This window comes from Pseudomonas sp. B414, assembly GCF_055408445.1.
This window is the reverse complement of record NZ_JBUZTQ010000050.1, coordinates 1-18,665: the sequence shown is the minus strand read 5'-3', so window position 1 is coordinate 18,665 and position 18,665 is coordinate 1. Positions and strand designations below refer to the sequence as shown.

Sequence of the window (18,665 nt, the reverse complement as noted above, 5' to 3'; positions counted from 1 at the left end):
GGCATGCCCCCTATTACCGTGCCATCCGCTCGGCTTTCGCGGTATTGCACAGCGCCACCGAGCATGTGCGCGAGAAGTCCGTCATGCGCCAGGTGACCATCAGCTTGATTCCGCTGTTTGGCATCAACCTGTTCATTCCGAGGCTGGTCGAGTTCCTGGCGCAAAACCCGGAACTGGACATCAACGTCACCTACGCAAACCACCGCAGCTATTCCAGCGAACCAGCCACTGGCCGGGCAATCACAGCGAGCCGCTGATCTCGGGTGCCGTCTCGCCCTATTGCAGCCGCGAATTCCTTCAGCGCCACGCCCCCATCGACTCGCCCCAGGCCTTGAGCCAACTGCCGTTGCTGCACGACGAAGAACGCGGCACCTGGGCCGAATGGTTTCAAGTCGCCGAGGTCAAGCACGCCAGTGCGCTCAATGGCTTGCTGCTCGAAGACGGGCAACTGGCGCTGACCGGCCTGGGTTGCTCGCTGCTGCGCGAGCCGTTGGTGGCGCCGATGTCGCCAGCGGCGAACTGGTAAAGCTGTTCGACCTGCACGTGGATGACGGCCGCCAGTACTACCTGTGCCGGCGCTCCAACAGCGAACTGTCCGACGAAAACCTGAGCTCAAGCGCAGCCTAGTGACGGCTACGCCAGCAACCGCTGATTGATCACCATTTGCTCACGCCCGCGCGCCACAATCCAACGGTGGAAGTCGCGGCAGTGGGCCTTGTCGAACGCGCCCTTGGCACCCACCAAAAAATACGCCGACGGCAAGGGCAAGGCCCGGGCAAACGGCCTGATCAAACGCCCATCTGACAACGCATCAGCCACCATTGAGTATTGCGCCAGTACCACACCCTGCCCCGCCAATGCGGCCTGGATTGCCATGGCAGACAAGGAATACACGCGGTAGCCATCGCGAATGCTTTCGCAGTCCACCTGTTGGGCCTTGAACCAGTCACGCCACGAAGGCGGCGAGGCAAACTTCGGTAGCCAGTCGATGGACAGCAGCGGATATGCCAGCAGGTCTGCCGGTTTGTTGAGCAGCACATCAGGCCGCAACAACCAAGGGCTGCACACCGGCACCACGCAATCGCGAAACAGTTCGATGGCGTTTTCCGTGGCCACGTAGTCGCCGTAGGTGAAGCGAAAATCGATGTCGTAGCCCTCTGGCGAAGGTTCGGCGTGACTGCCATCGAGAAACAAATTGAGTTCCGGGTGCTCGTCCTGCCAGGCATAGATGTGCGGTGCCAACCAATCCGACAGCAATGACGGCAAAGCGCTGATGCGCAGGTTGCTGGCGTTTTTCGACCGCTCGACCTCGACCTGGGCGATGCGCAGGCTCTCGAATGCCGCTGCGCAGCTATCGTGATAACGCTGGCCGGCGGCGGTCAGGCGAATACGCTTGCCGACCTTCAAGGTCAGGCTCAAGCCCAGGGTGTCTTCCAGCAGTTTCATTTGTTGGCTGACGGCACCGGCCGAGATACCCAGACGCTTGGCGGCCTCGACAATGCCGCCGAAACGTCCCACGGCTTCAAAAACCTGCAGCGCGCGCAGGGAAGGCAAGCTGTTCATCATCATCTCCATAGCAATCGACGGTTTTATACTTTAGCTGAGCTATAGCAAGCCACAGTTTTCGACATTTTTTGTATATGAAAAGCCTCGTATTCTGGCTTTGGCGGGTATTTACCTGTCCCGGTCAGGAGACGCCCCATGTTGTTACGCAAGACCCGATACGGTGCAGCCTCTGATGTAACCATGCGTACCAAAAAACCATAGTGGCCCGGCGACTCAGCCACCCCGGGCTTATCAGCACCGCGAAAAACAGCACCTTGCAGGCATTTTCCGTGAATTGGCCTGCATTTTGCATTAAATGTATATACAGGTACTATCATATAAAGATTTTTCTGTAATACATCGTTAGCGTTCGATCCGTCAGACAAAGGAAAAACAACAATGAAAAAATTTGTACTCGCCACCGTCTTTGCATTGGCTTCCACCGGCGTCCTGGCCAAGGATTTAAGCGTCATTCGCTTTGGCGTCGATCCGACCTTCGCTCCGTTCGAATCGAAAAACCCCGACGGTCAACTGGTGGGCTTTGACATCGACCTGGGCAACGCCATTTGCGCCGAGCTGAAGGTCAAGTGCGTGTGGGTGGAAAACGCATTCGACAGCATCATCCCGGCGCTGCGGGCGAAAAAGTTCGATGCCGTGTTGTCGGCAATGACCATCAACGACCAGCGCAAAAAAAACGTGGACTTCTCCGACCGTCTCTATAACTCCCCCAACCGTTTGATCGCGAAAAAGGACAGCGGTCTGCTGCCTACGCCAGAATCCCTGAAAGGCAAGCGCGTCGGCGTAGCCCAAGGCACTACCCAAGAGACGTACGTCAAAAAAATCTGGGCGCCTAAAGGGGTGATCATGGTCACCTACCCCAATCAGGACTTGCTGTATCCGGACCTGGTCAGCGGCCGTATCGACGCCAGCCTGACCGATGCCGCCGTGGCCGAACTGGGTTTTTTGCAAACGCCTAAGAACACCGGTTTCGCCTTCGCCGGCGACGCTGTGTACAACCAGGAACTGCTGGGCGAAGGCATTGCCATCGGCCTGCGCAAGAACGAGCCGCAGCTGATGGAAGCCATCAACCGGGCACTGGCCGAAATGCACAAGAACGGCACCTACGACACCATCCAGAAGAAGTACTTCACCTTCGACATCTACAACTAAAAGCCCTGCGCTTGACCGGTGCCGGAACGCTCGCGGCTTGGTGATCCGGCGCCTTGCCCATCCATTTCGCGCAAGGGCCGGCCCCCGGGCCGCCCTTGCCAACGGAGAGACAGAACATGCTTTTACAGGGCTATGGTTCGCTCATTCTCGAAGGTACGTTGGCGACCATCCAGCTGGCACTGATGTCCATGGTACTGGCCGTCACGCTGGGCCTGATCGGCGCATCAGCCAAACTATCGAAACAACCGCTGCTGCGTCACCTGGCCGCCGGCTACACCACGCTGATTCGCAGCGTGCCGGACCTGGTGATCATGTTGTTGCTGTTCTTCAGCCTGCAGATCTGGCTGAACAACCTGACTGAATGGCTGGACACCGAACAGATTGACATCAACCCCTTCGCGGCCGGGGTGCTGACCCTGGGTTTCATCTACGGTGCCTATTTCACCGAGACCTTCCGCGGCGCTTTTCAGTCCGTGCCAGCCGGCCAGTTGGAAGCTGCCGTGGCCTACGGCATGAATCGTCGGCAGGTGTTTGTGCGGGTGCTGTTTCCACAAATGATGCGCTTCGCCCTACCGGGAATCGGCAACAACTGGCAGGTGTTGATCAAGGCCACGGCGCTGGTGTCGATCATTGGTTTGATCGATATCGTCAAAGTCACCCAGGACGCGGGCAAGAACTCCATGGACCTGTTTTTCTTCAGCGTGGTCGGCGGCCTGATCTACCTGGCCCTGACCACCGTTTCCAACGGCGTGCTGATGTGGCTTGAACGCCGCTACTCGGTGGGCGTCAGAGGTGCGCAGCTATGATCGATATCGTCCAGGAGTACTGGAAAGCCTACCTTTGGTTTGACGGCTACCAACTCTCAGGCGTGGCCATGACCCTCTGGCTGCTAGTCGCTTCCATCGCCATCGGCGGCACCCTGGCCGTGCCGCTGGCCGTGGCACGAGTCTCGTCCAATCCGCTGCTGCGCATGCCCGTATGGTTCTACACCTACGTGTTTCGCGGCACGCCGTTGTATATCCAACTGCTAATCCTCTACACCGGGATCTACAGCTTGCAAGTGGTGCGCGACCAACCGACCCTCGATGCGTTTTTTCGCGAGGGCATGAACTGCACCCTGCTGGCCTTTGCCCTCAACACGTGCGCCTACACCACGGAGATTTTCGCCGGCGCCATCCGCGCCACGCCCTATGGCGAGATCGAAGCAGGCCGCGCCTATGGCATGTCCACCTTCACCCTGTACCGGCGAATCATCCTGCCCTCGGCATTGCGCCGTTCGCTGCCGTACTACAGCAACGAAGTGATCCTGATGCTGCACTCCACCACTCTCGCCTTCACCGCCACCGTGCCCGATCTATTGAAGGTCGCTCGCGACGTCAACTCTGCGACCTACTCCTCGTTCGAAGCCTTCGGCCTGGCGGCGGTGCTGTACGCGCTGATGGTGTTTACCCTGGTCTGGCTGTTTCGTCGCTGCGAAGTGCGCTGGCTGGCCTTCTTGCAACCGCAGGCGCATTGAGTGACCGTCCTTTTGGAGACATCGAACATGTATAAGCTAAGCGTAGATGAGCTGCACAAGAAATACGGCGACCACGAAGTACTCAAGGGCGTATCGCTCAAGGCCAAAGCTGGCGACGTAATCAGCATCATTGGCTCCAGCGGCTCGGGCAAAAGCACCTTCCTGCGTTGCATCAACTTCCTGGAACAGCCGTGCGCCGGAACCATCACGGTAAACAACGAGCAAATCCGCACCAAACAGGATCTCAACGGCGCGCTGCGGGTGGCCGACCCGCGTCAGCTGCAAAAAGTGCGCACCAAACTGGCGATGGTGTTCCAGCACTTCAACCTGTGGCAGCACATGACCGTGCTGGAGAACATCATCGAAGCACCGGTGCATGTGCTGGGCGTCAAGCGCAAGGACGCAGAGGCACGCGCGCGGCAGTACCTGCATAAAGTCGGTCTGGACCCGAGCGTTGAGAAAAAATACCCGTCCCACCTGTCCGGCGGCCAGCAGCAAAGGGTCGCCATTGCCCGTGCCTTGGCCATGGAACCGGAAGTGATGTTGTTCGACGAACCCACTTCCGCGCTGGATCCGGAACTGGTGGGCGAGGTGCTGAAAGTGATGCAGGCCCTGGCCGAGGAAGGTCGCACCATGGTCGTGGTCACCCACGAGATGGGGTTTGCGCGCAACGTCTCCAACCATGTGATGTTCCTGCACCAAGGCCGGGTTGAAGAGCAAGGTCCGCCGGGTGAAGTGCTGGTCAGTCCGCAAAGCGAGCGCTTGACCCAGTTCCTCTCCGGCCGCCTGAAGTAACCCCATTTCGACAGGAGACAACCATGAGTAACGGTTTTCCATCACACCGCAGCTTTACCCAGCAGCGTGAACAATTCCTCGCCGCCGCCGAGGCCGTCGGCGCCCGTCTTAGCCATTACCCGCACCCATTGCGCGGCCCGTTCGCCGAGGCCCTGGGCACAGATGTGGCCCTGCTCGGCAACCCCCAGGCCAAACGGGTGTTGGTGGCCTTGAGCGGCACCCACGGCGTGGAAGGTTATTACGGCTCGGATTGCCAGCGCCAATGGCTGCAAACCTTCAGGGAGCGCAGCCTGCCCGACGACGTCGCGGTACTGATGATCCACTTGATCAACCCGTGGGGCACGGCCTGGATGCGTCGGGTCAACGAGGACAACATCGACCTCAACCGCAACTACCTGGACTTCACTAAGACACCACCCGACAACGCGGCTTATGAAACTCTGCACCCGATCTACACCTGTACCCAACTGCGTGGCCCCGAACGTGAGCGCGCCGATGCCCAGCTCAATGAACGGATCAGCCGCGAGGGCTGGTCGGCGGTGATGTCGATTGTCGAGGCCGGTCAGTATCGCCATCCCGATGGCCTGTTCTACGGCGGTAACAGCTCAAGTTGGTCGAACCAGACCCTGCACCGGATCCTCGGCGAACACCTGGCACACGCCGAGGTCGCGATGTGCTTCGACCTGCACACCGGCGCGGGCGATTATGGCCATCCGATGTTGATGACCATTGCCCAGGCCTCGTACCCGGCACTGCCCCAGGCCCAGGTGTTGTTCGGGCCCTGGCTGTTCACCCTGATGACCAGCGCCAACAGCCAGAGTGACACCGGCGTTGCTGCCACTGCCACCGGTTACACCTCCCAGGCCATCATCAACGCCTTGCCTCATGTGCAACTGATGCCGTTCGTGATCGAGTGCGGCACCTACCCTGGTCAACAAATCCATGCGGTGCTGCGCGACGATCAGTGGCTGCACCTACGCGGCGACCCAACCGGCCCCGAAGCACGGCAGATCAAGTTGCAACTGCTTGAACAATTCTTCCCCGCGGACAGCGACTGGCAAGAGTTGGTGTGGGTGCGAACGCGGCAGATCTGGGAACGGGCGTTGTCCGCGATAGGCACGCGCGGCGGTCTGTAAAACGCACAGCACCCAGTGTGGGAGCGAGCAAGCTAGCTCCCACAGGAGATGTTCGTGGGGACGCGATAAACACTTAAGAGAACCTAAACCAAATATCAGTTTTATCCATCTATTCTTACTCAACTGGCCTCTCGTATTCTGGATCCGTCGTTAGCCACGATCCGAAGAATAATAAGGAGAGACCCCATGTTTATGCGCAACGCCTGGTATGTCGCCGCCAGTGAAACCGAACTCGGTGAGCAACTGTTTGCGGTCAAGCTGCTGAATGAGGCGGTAGTGCTTTACCGCAAAGGCGATGGCACCCCGGTCGCCCTAGAAGATGCCTGCCCGCATCGCAAACTGCCGTTGTCCTTAGGGCGGCGCCAAGGTGACGACATCGAATGCGGTTACCACGGCCTAACCTTCGACTGCTCGGGCAGTTGCGTGCGCGCCCCCGGCAGTAAGCACGTTCCCCAAGGCGCCAAGGTGCGCAGTTATCCGCTGGCCGTGCGCTACGGCCTGATCTGGATCTGGATGGGCGATGCCGAGCTGGCCGACGCCAGCAAGATTTGCCACGTGCCCGAATGGGGCGATCCGGCCTGGGGCCTGAATCGTGGCGACAGCATGGTCATCCCCTGCAACTACCTGTACATGACCGACAACCTGCTCGACCCCTCCCACGTGGCCTGGGTTCACCAGTCCTCCTTTGGCAGCGCCGCATGCGCCCAGGAGCCGCTGCAAACTACGGTGACAGACGTCGGCGTGATCGTGTCGCGGTGGATGCGCGACATCGAAGTGGCGCCGTTCTACGCCAAGTTCGTCAAGTTCAGCGGCAACTGTGACCGCAAGCAGCATTACGAAGTGCACTACCCGGCCCAGGCCATCATCAAGGCCATCTTCACCCCGGCCGGCACCGGATCGGATGCCGGGCCGGTGCACGAACAGGTGTTCTTGATGAACTCCTACAACTTCATGACCCCCATCGATGAGTCCACCACCCGCTACTACTGGTTCCAGGTGCGCAACTTCGACCAGGACAACGAGGAAGTCTCGCGCCAGTTCGATGAGGACGTACGTCACGCTTTCGCCGAAGACCGCGTGGTGCTCGCCGCCGTCCATCAAGGCATGGCCAACAAGTGCAGCCCCAATATCGACCTGGCCTCCGACTCGGGACCCCTGCGTTTCCGGCGTAACCTGGCCAAATTGATTGCCCAGGAACAACCTGCGGACTTGATCCCGCTGGTACAAGGCCAGACCGCAAACAGCGGGGGTTTGAGATGAGCAGCCAACCCCAAGGTTTCAAGGCTTGGCGGGTGATCGAGAAAACGCCGGAAAGCGCGGTCATTACCTCCTTCGTCCTCGCGCCGCAGGACGGTCCTGCACCCATGGACTTTCGTCCGGGGCAGTTCCTCACGGTGCGGCTGGTGTTGGGCGACGGCACTCGAGTGCTGCGTAACTACAGCGTCAGTGCCCTCACGGACAACCCGCTCCAGGTACGAATTTCGGTCAAGCGTGAACCCGCCCCGTTCGATCGCCAAGACCTGCCGGCCGGACAAGGTTCCAACCACCTGCACGACGGCGTGCGGGTTGGCGACGTACTCGACATCGCAGGCCCATCCGGCACCTTTGTGCTGGACGAGCAAAGTCCAAGGCCGGTGGTGCTGTTCAGCGGCGGCGTCGGTTTGACGCCCATGCTGAGCATGCTGCATCGCCTGAGCGGCCAGTCGATGCGCCCGGTGCACTTTCTGCACGCCTGCGAAAACGGCGCGGTGCATGGGTTTCGCGATGAAGTGCTGGCCCTGGCCGACCGGCGCCCGGGCATTGAAGTGCACTTCTGTTATCGCAATCCGAGCGAGGCGGATCGTGACCGCTTTCACAGCCAGGGCCTGATCAGTCGCCAAACCCTGCAAAGCCTGCTGCCGTTGGACGACTATGATATCTACCTGTGCGGCCCCAGACTTTTCATGCAGGCCAACTGGCGGCTGTTGCGCAGCCTTGGGGTGGCCCGCGAACGAATTCATTACGAGTTTTTTGGCCCGGCGACGGTGCTTGAGGAAGACGACGTCAGTCCAGCGCCGCCACCTGAGCCGACGCTGAGCGAACCTGTGGCAAAGGACGGTGCCGTAAGTGTCTGCTTCATGCCGTCCGGCACCCGCGTAGCCTGGGATGAAAACTGCCATTCATTGCTCGAATTGGCCGAACAGGCGGGCCTGACTCCGGCGTTCAATTGCCGGGCGGGCTTGTGCAATACCTGCCAGGTGAGCTTGCGCGAAGGTACGGTCGAGTACTTCGACGACCCGCTGGACGCTCCGCAAAACGGTGACATCCTGTTGTGCTGCACGCGGCCCACCAGTGCGATCACGGTGCAACTGCGCCAATAGTAAGCGCCGTAGGCGAAGTCGGCCGCGTGTCTGATGCTGGGCGCGAAAAATCAGATCCAATATTTGGGTACCCGTCTTGGCTATAAGCGTCAGGGCATGGCGCCCAGCAGTTGAGCGCGCTTCTTCGAGGTTGCTGCGGTGATCGGCGACCACCGCCACGTCAACACCGCGTTGCTTGGCGGCAACCAGCGCTCGGGTAACGTCTGGACTGGTGAAGACGTACGCAGCAACGCGGATAGAGCTGGTGGCCGCGTAAATGGTGCGCAAGACTAGTTTCTGTGCAGAGCCCTCGGGCTAGAAACCGACCTCGATGCGACGGCTTGCGTCGCCCTCGTTGTCAGCAGCCAGGGCCAGCACTTGCAGGCTGCCCCCCGCGACCAGTGCCATCGTCAACGCCAGTGGCTTGAAAACTCTAGAAACCATGTTCTACAGGCCCCCAAATATCGTTGGCCTTTTTAGTCAAACCCTCATCGTCCTTGCAGGACTCAACAGTCTCCCCCCGTGCGGCTTTCGTGCGCGAAGGACTGAAATGTCCGTGCTTGTAACGCTTGATACTGAAATATTTCTGGATGTACTTGTCGCAGTCACCATCGCGGGTCATGCCAAGTAGACAAAGAACAGCACCGCAAGCGTCGGGGTTACTGTCATGGCCATAGGGCGGCTGGACCGGTTCATCAGCAACGGCTGGACCTGACAGCAATAACGCTCCCAGCAAAAAAACGGATGGAAGTTTTTGCATAAATCCCCCTTTTCTCGCGTGCGAGAAATTCAATTGATGATCTGTACGAAAGATGGCTCGACTTGCGCTTGCCCTTGGCCGGATGCCAGCGCAGCGGCTGGTTTGGGATCAGCGAAGCGTTGGAACTGTTCAACCGGCGCAGCATCGCCAGTGTCCAGCGCAACTTGAATCCTTGACTGCTCAGGGCTCGCCGGTTGCATCGCAGCCTGTTGAGCGGGTTGCGGTGCCTGGCCGTTTTCGTCGGTCACAATCACCCATGGGTCACTATGTTTTGACGAAGCTGTACGAGCGCGCACAGGCGTTTTTCGTGCCCCTGGTGATGCAACCGCTACGGGTATCGCCTCATCGCCTGCAGTGGCCTCCACAGCAGGCACAATCGGATCAGCACTCGAAGGATTCAGGGCACCGACCACAACTTTCTGCACGTAGGACAGATCACCCTCTTTGTCCGGGCGATAACCACGTACAGGGTTCCCGCTGTAGTACATCGAGAGCGAGTCGCGCAGGGCTTCTTGTGGGTTCGGATTCGCGGTCAGGGCTTTGGTGTAGTTCTTGACCATCAGCTCGCTAATCGCCTGCAGGTTGCGGCACGGCTCAAACGCTTGGGCGTAGCTCAGGCCGAGAGCCCGCATGTTCGTCACCAGGAGCTGGCCAATACCGACCGAGAAACGGAAGCCTTCGCGCTCCAACCGTTCGGCGGTGGCCACCGCTTCACGCAACGACTTGGGCTGACGCTCCAATCGGCCATCGACAACCCCAATAGCGTAAGGGTTGTAGGTCGATTCATTGCCGATCAATGACTTTAGGGTCTGCGGATGCACGGTAGGCGCGCACTTAACGGCCAGCTCAGAGAACGGCACCGGGGCTTGTTCATCGGCCCAGGCCTGGCCGAGAGTGCAGGCCAGTGCCAACAGCGTTACCGCGAACTTAGGCAGCTTTTGCATATTGAACCTCCGAGATGTAGCGACGGCCATCAAAGCCGTACTCCCACTGAATGACGACATCGATCAGTTGCCGCGAGTATTCGATCAGTTGCGACTTGTTCATTTCGGCGCCGCCACGCGCAGCCATAGACGCCAGGCGGTCGAACATCATTTCCGGCGAGTCCGAGTGAATCGAGGAAAGTGAACCGCTGTGACCGGTGTTCAACAGCTCCAAAAACGGGAAGGCTTCGCCGCCGCGGATCTCGCCCATGATTGCCCGGTCGGGGGTCAGTCGAAGAATCGACTCAAGCAGGTCAAACGGTGTGACCTTGGCGCGACCTTGACCGCCACGTGAATAGATCAGGTGAACCACGTTCTTGTTGGGTGTGCGGATCTCGCGGGTGTCTTCAATGGTGACGAGACGTTCATGCGGATCAATGTGCTCCAGCATCCCGTTGAGCCAGGTGGTTTTACCCGCGTTGGTCCCGGCTGAAATCATGATGTTCTTGCGGGCTTTCATGATCCCGATGAAGAACTCTTTCCAGCGCTTAGCGCGATACAGCGCTATCAGGTGATCGTCGGAATAATCGCTGTGCAACCGAGGCTCGTTGATATGCTCGAAAGCCCCGGTGTCCTGGTATTCGTCCAGGGTGATTTGCTTGATACCGGGCTTACGGATACAGACGATGCCGCCAATGTGCTGTTCGACCGCAGGCGCCAAGACAACCTGCACGCGGTAATCGCCGCGCTGGTTGTCTGGCACACCCTCGGCGAGATTGATCGGAATACGGCCCGACAGAATCGGCGTATACGAGTCAACCTGTTGCCCGGTATGAGCGGCAATCACCTCACCGAGCGAGGTAATTAATCCAGTTGTTACCCCCTCGATCTGCACCGGCTTCATGAACCGACTGCCGTGATAACCGGCCCAGACGTTGCCAGGGCCGTTGATCGCAATTTCGGTCACTTCTGGATCGTCCAGCAGCGTGACCAGGTTTTTCAGTTTGGCGCGGAACGATGCAATCTCAGACATACCGCTTCCTCACTGGATGAAGGTGACGCCGCCACTCTTGGCGTGCTCGATCTCGGCCTCGAATTGCGAGGTGAAATCCAAATCGCGCTGCAGGTAGATCACCACACGCGAGCCATGGGGCACGGTCAAAGTTGGTTGGATACTGGCGTAGCGACCCAGGATCGTTTGGGCCGACTCAGACGCGGCTTCCTGTACTTCCGTGCGATAGCGTGACGCCGAGTTTTCCTGATCGCCGGACGACACTCCGGTATTCGAGGCACCGGCGCCGATGATCGAAACCGCTGCAGCAACACCGAAGATTTGCCCCCAATGGTTATCGACTACGCCACCTTGACCAGCGGTGCCCAACTGGTCAGAGCCCGCGCTATTGATCGCGATCTCCATTGCTGGGCGTCCAGGCAGGTTCGGCGTACGTAACCAATTCCAGATGGTGAACAACCGTTCTTGACCAGGGCGAAGACTGGCGTTGTAGCTGCCGCAAACCGTCGAGCCCCACGGAATCAGAACCCGACGACCGACAGCCGCGTAAACGTCCTGCTGAATGTCTACGCAGATCTGCCCCGGCAACTGACTTTGGGCGCGGGGCTGCAACACAGCCTCGATAACAGCGCCCTGCAGAACCTTGTACTCCAGGTTTTCCATCTTGCGTACCTTGGATACCGTAACCCCATCGGTGAACGTCGAGGATGCGTAAGCGCTATTGGCATTTGACGGGACAGGAGCGTTTCTATCGCTCCCCACGCCCAAGGATCCAGACCCACCCTTCTGACCCTCAGCTTCATCCGTGAAGCCCTCGTCTTTCGCAGTGGCGATGATGGCCGAGCGTTGACGTGCGGCCTGCATCTTCTGTTCTTCAAGCTCACGCTGCAGCTCAATGGCCTGGCGACGCTTCTCGGCTTCGCTCATACCAGTTTGATTTTGACGGTCTACCACAGTGCGCGGCGTGTCAGCGGGTGCAGTGCTGCCGTCATTGCTGACAGGAGCGACCTGCGCCGCTTGACGCTTGAGGGTTGGATCCTGCACACGGCGCGGCTGTGCGGCGGTGATCGCGTCATTACCAACGCTGTTCCCGGCTACAGGTTCATCACTGTGTTTTAACCAGTAGACAAACCCACAAAGCGCAACCGCCGTGAGCGCCACAGCGACACCGGCAGCCTTGTTTGAGCCGGGCTTCGCTTTGAGCATCGAGTTCGACTGTGATTCGTTCCACTCACGAAGTTCGTCCTCGCGAGTTTTCTCCGGAACGGGTTTGTTGTCGTCATTGTTCATGCTTAAGCCCCTCCGCCATCACGAGCGCCTCGAGTAACGGTGCGCTTATATGGGTTGGCCAGGTTCTCCACGCAGACATGGGCGTTGCCGTCACGCAGGACAAACATACTGTCCAGGCGCTCTACGACCACGTAATCACCCTCACGGCGTTTGTTGACCATGGCCTCAGTTCCATCGGGCAACACGCGGTAGAACTGCGGCATGTCAGCCCCTTTCTTGAGCAGGAACTTGGTGAACTGGCCATCATCCATGACCGACTGCAAACCAATGGAGTCCTTGTCACCTGCATAGCCGTAGTTGATGTTCGGGGAGCCTGGCGTGCCGGTGCTGACCACAGGCGGGGGCTCATGGCTCTTGACCTCAGTGAAAGAGGACACGCGGCTGCTTGGGTAAATGAAGCGAATCAGGTACGACTGGCCGGTGTTTTTCTTGGAGCTACCCAGCTGGAAATAGTAAGTACGCTTGCTGGTGATCACGGTCAGGTTGGTGTCCGCGTTTTCCTCGACCGGCTTGAGGAACAGACGATTGCGGAACGGGATGGTTTGCCAGGCGATGGTGTCGCCCAAGGCAACCACTTTCACCATTTCATCCGCTTCAAATTCGAGGGATGTTTGATAGTTATAAGTGCCCACCAGTTCGTAGACTTGGTTCGGGTCATAAGTAACTTGTTTAACCCGTTTATCGGTCAAGAGCGGGGTTGGCAACTTAGCGGCGTGTGCAAAACCACCAAAAAAACACAAACTCAGGGCGATAGCGGTCGGCAAAATGCAATGTTGCTTCATGATTTTAGTTTCCTTGAATTGAGTGAATTACCGGCGGCTCAGTTCTTCACTTTTTCGATAAAGAGTAATCACAGTACCGAGCGGGTTAACCCAGCGATCACCGAGCTGACGCGGTACAAGTGTGTTCGCTATTTTCAGATTCGCTGTGTAGTTCGTTGGTACGGGATCAGCTTTCCCTGCTTGATGAAAGTTTGACGTGAATGAAATTTGATAAATGTCACCTACTTTATTGATGCTGTACGCCTCGGCTTCAATCCACTCCTTTTCACCCAGCAATGCGTAGGGGTTTCTTGGATTATCTGGATTGATTTCCTGCTCGTACTGGCGCGCAACCTCCGGCGTTGTGTACAGGTGGCAGGTGTCAGAAAGTGACTGCCTTCTGCGTGGATCAAAGGTGTTGCACGCATTCACGAAGGCGTACAGGTCTGACTCGATCAAGGCTTGTTCTGCCGACACATTTTCCTTGTCAATGACGCGCATTTTCAGGACTTCACCGTCTGCGCCGATGGTGGCTACCACGGGAATTACAGTGTGCAGATCCGACAGGACATAGACCGCACAAGCCAAAGCAACAATGGAAATCGCCTGAGCACCATTGAGGAACAGGGAGCGATTGCGTTCCTGTTTGACCTTCTGCTGCTCTCGCAATGAATTGCGGCGCACGGCCTCATCATTCTTGAATGTCTTGTCCATTACATTTTCACTCCCAAAGTTCTAACAGCCATCATCACCAGCGACGACCCCCCTACAGTTGCACCAGAGGACAACGCAGCGGCCCAACCGCGAACTTGCAACATGCAGATAATCAAGACTCCTTCCACGATCAATAATGTGCCGTACTGTTGAGCCGTCATTAGGGCTGCGTCACTGATAGTAGCGGTTTGCGCAACTTCGTTAATGGCGTCTCCGAAGACAGAATAGCCGAATCGGATAATGGCGATGGACAGAATGTAGATAAGCGAGAAGTTCAACATCTTGCTTAGCCAATTCATTCCCCAACCCCGTGTTTGTGGAAAGAAGAAAAACGCGACCAAGATCGGCAGAATCGACATGCTGATAGCTGCACCAAACTTAGCAATCAGCATGTTCAAGATCGCGACCACGAACAGAATGCAGTTAATAACGAATAAGCCGTAGCCCATCATGATCATTGCAAACTGCCGCCAACTGACGTTCATCAGAACGCTGGCTACTTTCCCGACATTCACATACAAGGCGTCGAGCATCGACGTCGAATTGACACCCCCGCTCATGATTTTCGCGGCAATGGATTCTGTGAAACCGCCCCATGCCTGGTAGAACACAAGCCCTCCCGTAGACCAATTCAGCGTCAGGAACACCATGGCAGTGAGGAACATCCTTTGCGCCAGATCCCAATACTTGATGGCTTGGCCGTTGTAGATCGTGAACCCGAGCACTGCCCAGTAAGCAACGGCAATCAGGTACACGGCTGGGGAAACCAGTTCCGCCAAGTCAGGAAACACCTGGGCGACGAAGCTGGTAGTCAATTCGTCAGTGGCACCGATTAAGCCCTCAAGGGTCAGCTGCGCCATGGGTTCGATGCTCCGTACACACCCTGGAAGTGGGAGAGCACTTCGGGGTCGCGGAAGTCACTGGCACTCAACTGCACACCGGTTTGTGCCTTGATCTCCCTGGAAGTCTGTTCGATGCAGCCTTGAACCAGCGAACCGCCGTACGACGACGACTTCATGTAGATCTCAGCAAAGCAAGTGCCGGGGAACCAGTTGCCAACGTCGCGTTTTGATGCGCTCAACAGAGGGTTTTTCCCGACGCTGATCGGTGCTGTTGGATTGCCTGGTTCAGCAGGTTCCGTCGAGAAGTACGAAGCGGTATTGATGTAAACCACGCTACCGACAACGACCACGGCAACGACTACCGAAAGGACGTGATGTAGTTTGAATTTAAGCATTGCTGCGCTCCTGGTCTGCTGTGACAAACGGGGTGAACTGGCAAGCGCAAGGCGACTTATCAATCTTGCCGGTGTTGGTGACACAGCCCGAGGCCGCACTGACCACCACGGCCAGCAGCACCACTTTCCAGAGCTTGAACACCACCCACAGCGGGAGCCAGATCGGGAGGGTGACGCCTTTGAAGATGAAGACGATTGCTTTCATGCGGTTACTCCTTTTCTCGCACGCGAGAATTACTGATCTTTCCACTTGAAGAATTTTTCGTTGTCCGACGTAGCCTGGTTCTCAGCGTTGTTCAAGTTCGCTTGCAGGTTCATGTTCAACGCTGACAGCTTCGATTGAGCCGAGGACAACATGCCGTTTTCAGCGGCAATACGGTTTTGCAGGTCTGCGGCGTCTTTGGCATTGGCGGTGTGATCGACTTGCGCCGAGAGCGTGGCCAAGTTGTTCAGGTGGACTTGCACCTCGCTGTACAGCGCGTCACCACCAGACATTGCAGCGCGAACAGAGTCATAACTGAGCTGATAATTCTGAGCCCGTTGGCCCTGCGGGTTGTTGAACAGTTCCTGCGGCAACGTGTTGATCAGTTGTTCGTAATACGACTGCTTGCTGCCATAAGCGCCCGAGCTTTGACGGGAAACGACTTCCTGCCATGAACCTGGCACGACCGAGGCCGAGTTGATCGCGTCATTCAGACCGATAGCGCCGCGACCGTACGAGCCTTTGAGGCTGTCCAGGGTTCGGCTTTGCGTCTCGTAGGAGTGTTTCAACGTGTCAAATTGATCTTTCAACACGAGGTATTGCTGGGCCAACGCAGCCCAGGTGCCAGCGTCACCAGTTGGAACACCCGTTGCGTGTGCTTGGCCGCTGATAGCCATAACCACCGCCGTAGCGAGGCACAGCTTTTTGATAGTCGTCATCATTTGACCGCCTTCAAGTTGTGAGTGTTTTTGGCTTTGGCTTCGGCCATGAAGACCGGAACCCATTGCTCTGGATCGTCAGTGCCCAGGCGCTTGATAATCGACTCCATCAGAGCCACACCAACATCGTTCGAGGACAGCACGGGGATGAAGTCGGACAGATCGGCCTTCGGATCCTCTGAGGTCAGATCGAATACAACCTTGATCGACTCTTTGCCGCGACGGATAAGGAACTTGCGAGAGCCCTGGCCGATTTCGCGGATCCACTTACGTTCAGCGACGGTCAGGTTTTGATGATCTTCATCAGTGGCCGCGTCGTTCGACAGATAGATCTTGGTGGCACTCTGTTTGTCGATTGAGTCGGTTTCACTGCGGAAATACTTGGCATCAGGCGTGACAAAGATAATCAGGCCGTTTTTGCGACGGATCTGCATGATGAAGTTGTCGATTCGCTTCTTCCAATACTCGTTCTTCACCAGGTTTTGCCCTTCCTCCAGTACCAGGATGAAAGGCGTGCCATCCATTGCTTGCTCGATGCGATGCAGTGGGTAGCTCAACACGACCGGAAGTTCTGGCCGCGCCTCACCGCCCTTGAGCAGTTCCATCATTTCAAAGCAGTAGTGCCGCGACGTGCTCAGGTCGATGGAGTCATTCACGTTGTCGAAGACACCGGCATTCGCGCCAGTGACACCCTTGGCGCCGTGCCAGATGGCCATAACATCGGCCAGCTCGCCCTGGCCATACGTCCACACGACATTGCGGAACCGGCGATCCTCGAACGGCAGGCTGTAGTTTTCGTCCACCAGAGCCTTGAAACGCTTGATGTCATCAGCAGACGTAGGGGTTGATGCGTAGCACTGACGCATCAGCACTTGCAGATCCACCAGAAACGCACGGTTTTCAGCCGTATCGGGCAGCTTGAAGGGGTTCCAGTTCATGCCGCTATGAGGGGAAAGCGTGGTATGCACACCGCCCATAGCTTTCATGAACACCTTTGCGCCGTAGCGGTTATCGAACCAGAATACTCGTGGCTCGGCTTTGTCGGCCTCACTGACCATCAGAGAAATAACGGTGGTCTTACCCGAACCCGTATCAGCGGCAATTGCCGTGTGCCCTGCAACCATCCCTTCCAGTTCGCGATGGAAGTTGAAGTTGTAGGAAGTCCCGCTCTCAGTTTCAAAAGCGGTAATGGCTGGCCCCCACAAGTTGCCATCCCGACGCCCCTTGGCGAAGTTGTGCAACGAAGCAAACCCCGCGAAGTTGGTCGATTTGATCTTGCCGCGACGACCAATCAGGTTCTGTGCTTGGCCTGGCAGCTGCGACCAGTAGAAGGTTTCCAGGCCCATCCACTCGCGTACCGATTTGACGTTCAGGTCAACAAAGCAGTTTTCCACCAGGCCCACGGCTTTATCGAGTTCGCTAGCGTTCTGCTTACGGTTCGCTTCCGAGTCCATAGGCAACGACGGCACATGCACAAAGATGGTCAGGTGGTGCAGACCGTTGACAGCATCACCACGGCGCAACGCCCGAATCCCCTCAGTCAGTTCCTTGCTGTCATCGTCGGCGATGCCGTGAGTGTCCGAGACAGTCAGGCGCCGTTGTTCTTGCGTCATCGCCGATTCAGCTTCGATTCGGTTAGAGAAGAAGAACGATTGCGTGATGATGTATTCCACCGGCTGCTGCAGGAACTTGTTCATCATCCGCGATGGAGTTCTGCGCGGCCATTCAGCCATGCTCAACATCGCGCCGATACGCGAACTGGTGCTGCCACGTACTTCGCACATGGTTGCCAACACACGAAAGTTAAGGCGAGCGTATGGCAACATTTCGCAGAGCTTCTGATCGCTCAGGGGGATCTTGCGATCCTCAAGGTTGATCAGGTAGTTGAAGAACGTACTGAGTTCGGAGAATTCCTCTCCCAGGAAGTCATACACGACCTCAGAAGGGTATTGCTGGTGATCGCCGTTGTGCTCTTTGAAATCCGCCCAGCTCCAACGGAAACGACGCACCGCGTCATAAGCCCGGTCACGGTCGATCATCTTTGAATCGGTTTTAGGGTGCCGCTGCACTTTCAGGCGAGTCGCACCGTACTCGGACAGTCCACCCAGCAGCAGATTCGCAGCCTTGTACAGATCCTCAGCCATGTCGTCATAGGATTCAGCATCCTGCTTAGTCGGGCTGGTCCCTGTAATCAGCGCAATGCCTCGATCCATCAGCCCTGGTACACCAGACCGGAAACGGTTGCGTACCAGCGAGATATAGATCTCGTTGACGTAGAACCCTTTGTGTTGATAACGGCCACGCCAAGCAGCGTTGAGTTGCTTGGAGAACCAGGTGCCGCCCTCGCCTTCAGGGAAATCAAAGACCTTACGGCGGATGGTATGCACGTACAGGCCCAAGTTACTGAATGCGACGGTACGTAGCAGCGTGTTACGGCGAACTTCAAACTGGGCGGTTGCAGGAGCTGAGTGCAACACGGTTATTGAATTGAAGCCGGAGCATCATGCCGCATAGCCAAGGCTTCCTGCATCACCTCTCCCATGACT

The 18,665-nt window shown here is 57.4% G+C and carries 20 protein-coding genes and 2 pseudogenes; 8 read left to right on the top strand and 14 right to left on the bottom strand.

The features are described 5' to 3' along the window. Positions 1 to 11: 11 nt before the first annotated feature. Positions 12 to 627: pseudogene (locus ACZRMH_RS24360) on the top strand (LysR substrate-binding domain-containing protein); the annotation flags it as partial. Positions 628 to 633: 6 nt separating this feature from the next. Here the strand turns inward: ACZRMH_RS24360 and ACZRMH_RS24355 are convergent. Beyond that, positions 634 to 1,563 (bottom strand): LysR substrate-binding domain-containing protein, encoded by a 930-nt coding sequence (locus tag ACZRMH_RS24355; protein WP_009682420.1) that lies wholly within the window; start codon positions 1,561 to 1,563, stop codon positions 634 to 636. 381 nt (positions 1,564 to 1,944) lie between these two features. Here ACZRMH_RS24355 and ACZRMH_RS24350 point away from each other — a divergent pair, with 381 nt between their 5' ends. The 7 genes from ACZRMH_RS24350 (at position 1,945) to ACZRMH_RS24320 (ending at position 8,522) form a co-directional block, all read left to right on the top strand. After that, entirely contained in the window at positions 1,945 to 2,715 is a 771-nt protein-coding gene (locus ACZRMH_RS24350) for an ABC transporter substrate-binding protein (protein WP_009682421.1), read from the top strand. Between the two features lie 116 nt (positions 2,716 to 2,831). Then, complete coding sequence (locus ACZRMH_RS24345; protein WP_009682422.1) at positions 2,832 to 3,521, top strand: ABC transporter permease; 690 nt, start codon at positions 2,832 to 2,834, stop codon at positions 3,519 to 3,521. Beyond that, on the top strand, positions 3,518 to 4,231 hold the full coding sequence (locus ACZRMH_RS24340; protein ID WP_009682423.1) for an ABC transporter permease: 714 nt from the start codon (positions 3,518 to 3,520) through the stop codon (positions 4,229 to 4,231). The genes ACZRMH_RS24345 and ACZRMH_RS24340 overlap by 4 nt, the downstream gene beginning before the upstream one ends. 27 nt (positions 4,232 to 4,258) lie before the next feature. Then, entirely contained in the window at positions 4,259 to 5,026 is a 768-nt protein-coding gene (locus ACZRMH_RS24335; protein WP_009682424.1) for an ABC transporter ATP-binding protein, read from the top strand. 23 nt (positions 5,027 to 5,049) lie between these two features. Further along, positions 5,050 to 6,162: a DUF2817 domain-containing protein gene (locus tag ACZRMH_RS24330; RefSeq protein ID WP_095003307.1), complete on the top strand. Its 1,113-nt coding sequence runs from the start codon at positions 5,050 to 5,052 to the stop codon at positions 6,160 to 6,162. A gap of 186 nt (positions 6,163 to 6,348) precedes the next feature. Next, positions 6,349 to 7,422, top strand: a complete 1,074-nt coding sequence (locus ACZRMH_RS24325; protein WP_009682426.1) for an aromatic ring-hydroxylating dioxygenase subunit alpha — start codon at positions 6,349 to 6,351, stop codon at positions 7,420 to 7,422. Further along, entirely contained in the window at positions 7,419 to 8,522 is a 1,104-nt protein-coding gene (locus ACZRMH_RS24320) for an FAD-binding oxidoreductase (RefSeq protein ID WP_009682427.1), read from the top strand. Before ACZRMH_RS24325 ends, ACZRMH_RS24320 begins: the two co-directional genes overlap by 4 nt. 120 nt (positions 8,523 to 8,642) lie before the next feature. On the opposite strand, the pseudogene ACZRMH_RS24315 reads toward ACZRMH_RS24320, so the two are convergent. The 13 genes and pseudogenes from ACZRMH_RS24315 to ACZRMH_RS24255 form a co-directional block, all read right to left on the bottom strand. After that, positions 8,643 to 8,789 (bottom strand): annotated as a pseudogene (locus ACZRMH_RS24315) (phospholipase D-like domain-containing protein); the annotation flags it as partial. Positions 8,790 to 8,816: 27 nt separating this feature from the next. Next, entirely contained in the window at positions 8,817 to 8,945 is a 129-nt protein-coding gene (locus tag ACZRMH_RS24310) for a hypothetical protein (RefSeq protein WP_254925078.1), read from the bottom strand. Continuing rightward, on the bottom strand, positions 8,935 to 9,261 hold the full coding sequence (locus ACZRMH_RS24305) for a TrbM/KikA/MpfK family conjugal transfer protein (protein ID WP_053070061.1): 327 nt from the start codon (positions 9,259 to 9,261) through the stop codon (positions 8,935 to 8,937). The genes ACZRMH_RS24310 and ACZRMH_RS24305 overlap by 11 nt, the downstream gene beginning before the upstream one ends. 29 nt (positions 9,262 to 9,290) lie before the next feature. Beyond that, positions 9,291 to 10,205 (bottom strand): lytic transglycosylase domain-containing protein, encoded by a 915-nt coding sequence (locus ACZRMH_RS24300; RefSeq protein WP_048377555.1) that lies wholly within the window; start codon positions 10,203 to 10,205, stop codon positions 9,291 to 9,293. Further along, positions 10,189 to 11,217, bottom strand: a complete 1,029-nt coding sequence (gene virB11 / locus ACZRMH_RS24295; RefSeq protein WP_048377556.1) for a P-type DNA transfer ATPase VirB11 — start codon at positions 11,215 to 11,217, stop codon at positions 10,189 to 10,191. The genes ACZRMH_RS24300 and virB11 overlap by 17 nt, the downstream gene beginning before the upstream one ends. A gap of 9 nt (positions 11,218 to 11,226) precedes the next feature. Then, positions 11,227 to 12,486 carry a TrbI/VirB10 family protein gene (locus tag ACZRMH_RS24290; RefSeq protein ID WP_048377557.1) on the bottom strand — a complete coding sequence of 420 codons (1,260 nt, stop codon included), beginning with the start codon at positions 12,484 to 12,486 and terminating at the stop codon, positions 11,227 to 11,229. Positions 12,487 to 12,488: 2 nt separating this feature from the next. Next, positions 12,489 to 13,268 (bottom strand): TrbG/VirB9 family P-type conjugative transfer protein, encoded by a 780-nt coding sequence (locus ACZRMH_RS24285; RefSeq protein WP_053070063.1) that lies wholly within the window; start codon positions 13,266 to 13,268, stop codon positions 12,489 to 12,491. Positions 13,269 to 13,295: 27 nt separating this feature from the next. Next, positions 13,296 to 13,961, bottom strand: coding sequence for a VirB8 family type IV secretion system protein (locus tag ACZRMH_RS24280; RefSeq protein ID WP_048377558.1), 666 nt, complete (start codon positions 13,959 to 13,961; stop codon positions 13,296 to 13,298). Further along, complete coding sequence (locus ACZRMH_RS24275) at positions 13,961 to 14,821, bottom strand: TrbL/VirB6 family protein (protein ID WP_048377559.1); 861 nt, start codon at positions 14,819 to 14,821, stop codon at positions 13,961 to 13,963. The genes ACZRMH_RS24280 and ACZRMH_RS24275 overlap by 1 nt, the downstream gene beginning before the upstream one ends. Continuing rightward, positions 14,809 to 15,198 carry a hypothetical protein gene (locus ACZRMH_RS24270; RefSeq protein ID WP_048377560.1) on the bottom strand — a complete coding sequence of 130 codons (390 nt, stop codon included), beginning with the start codon at positions 15,196 to 15,198 and terminating at the stop codon, positions 14,809 to 14,811. Before ACZRMH_RS24270 ends, ACZRMH_RS24275 begins: the two co-directional genes overlap by 13 nt. Further along, positions 15,191 to 15,403, bottom strand: a complete 213-nt coding sequence (locus tag ACZRMH_RS24265) for a hypothetical protein (protein ID WP_048377561.1) — start codon at positions 15,401 to 15,403, stop codon at positions 15,191 to 15,193. The genes ACZRMH_RS24270 and ACZRMH_RS24265 overlap by 8 nt, the downstream gene beginning before the upstream one ends. A gap of 29 nt (positions 15,404 to 15,432) precedes the next feature. Next, the gene (locus tag ACZRMH_RS24260) at positions 15,433 to 16,119 is read right to left on the bottom strand and encodes a TrbJ/VirB5 family protein (RefSeq protein WP_464015629.1); all 687 of its coding nucleotides are present in this window, start codon (positions 16,117 to 16,119) and stop codon (positions 15,433 to 15,435) included. Beyond that, entirely contained in the window at positions 16,119 to 18,596 is a 2,478-nt protein-coding gene (locus ACZRMH_RS24255) for a VirB4 family type IV secretion/conjugal transfer ATPase (RefSeq protein ID WP_464015628.1), read from the bottom strand. Before ACZRMH_RS24255 ends, ACZRMH_RS24260 begins: the two co-directional genes overlap by 1 nt. Positions 18,597 to 18,665: the final 69 nt, after the last annotated feature.

Excerpts from the sequence above, each read along its gene's own strand:
- ACZRMH_RS24355 (WP_009682420.1), bottom strand. The coding sequence starts at position 1,563 with ATGAACAGCTTGCCTTCCCTGCGCGCGCTGCAGGTTTTTGAAGCCGTG.
- ACZRMH_RS24335 (WP_009682424.1), top strand. The coding sequence starts at position 4,259 with ATGTATAAGCTAAGCGTAGATGAGCTGCACAAGAAATACGGCGACCAC.
- ACZRMH_RS24325 (WP_009682426.1), top strand. The coding sequence starts at position 6,349 with ATGTTTATGCGCAACGCCTGGTATGTCGCCGCCAGTGAAACCGAACTC.
- ACZRMH_RS24330 (WP_095003307.1), top strand. The coding sequence starts at position 5,050 with ATGAGTAACGGTTTTCCATCACACCGCAGCTTTACCCAGCAGCGTGAA.
- virB11 (WP_048377556.1), bottom strand. The coding sequence starts at position 11,217 with ATGTCTGAGATTGCATCGTTCCGCGCCAAACTGAAAAACCTGGTCACG.
- ACZRMH_RS24265 (WP_048377561.1), bottom strand. The coding sequence starts at position 15,403 with ATGAAAGCAATCGTCTTCATCTTCAAAGGCGTCACCCTCCCGATCTGG.
- ACZRMH_RS24290 (WP_048377557.1), bottom strand. The coding sequence starts at position 12,486 with ATGAACAATGACGACAACAAACCCGTTCCGGAGAAAACTCGCGAGGAC.
- ACZRMH_RS24280 (WP_048377558.1), bottom strand. The coding sequence starts at position 13,961 with ATGGACAAGACATTCAAGAATGATGAGGCCGTGCGCCGCAATTCATTG.
- ACZRMH_RS24275 (WP_048377559.1), bottom strand. The coding sequence starts at position 14,821 with ATGGCGCAGCTGACCCTTGAGGGCTTAATCGGTGCCACTGACGAATTG.
- ACZRMH_RS24285 (WP_053070063.1), bottom strand. The coding sequence starts at position 13,268 with ATGAAGCAACATTGCATTTTGCCGACCGCTATCGCCCTGAGTTTGTGT.
- ACZRMH_RS24350 (WP_009682421.1), top strand. The coding sequence starts at position 1,945 with ATGAAAAAATTTGTACTCGCCACCGTCTTTGCATTGGCTTCCACCGGC.
- ACZRMH_RS24270 (WP_048377560.1), bottom strand. The coding sequence starts at position 15,198 with ATGCTTAAATTCAAACTACATCACGTCCTTTCGGTAGTCGTTGCCGTG.
- ACZRMH_RS24305 (WP_053070061.1), bottom strand. The coding sequence starts at position 9,261 with ATGCAAAAACTTCCATCCGTTTTTTTGCTGGGAGCGTTATTGCTGTCA.
- ACZRMH_RS24310 (WP_254925078.1), bottom strand. The coding sequence starts at position 8,945 with ATGGTTTCTAGAGTTTTCAAGCCACTGGCGTTGACGATGGCACTGGTC.
- ACZRMH_RS24320 (WP_009682427.1), top strand. The coding sequence starts at position 7,419 with ATGAGCAGCCAACCCCAAGGTTTCAAGGCTTGGCGGGTGATCGAGAAA.
- ACZRMH_RS24340 (WP_009682423.1), top strand. The coding sequence starts at position 3,518 with ATGATCGATATCGTCCAGGAGTACTGGAAAGCCTACCTTTGGTTTGAC.
- ACZRMH_RS24345 (WP_009682422.1), top strand. The coding sequence starts at position 2,832 with ATGCTTTTACAGGGCTATGGTTCGCTCATTCTCGAAGGTACGTTGGCG.
- ACZRMH_RS24300 (WP_048377555.1), bottom strand. The coding sequence starts at position 10,205 with ATGCAAAAGCTGCCTAAGTTCGCGGTAACGCTGTTGGCACTGGCCTGC.
- ACZRMH_RS24260 (WP_464015629.1), bottom strand. The coding sequence starts at position 16,119 with ATGACGACTATCAAAAAGCTGTGCCTCGCTACGGCGGTGGTTATGGCT.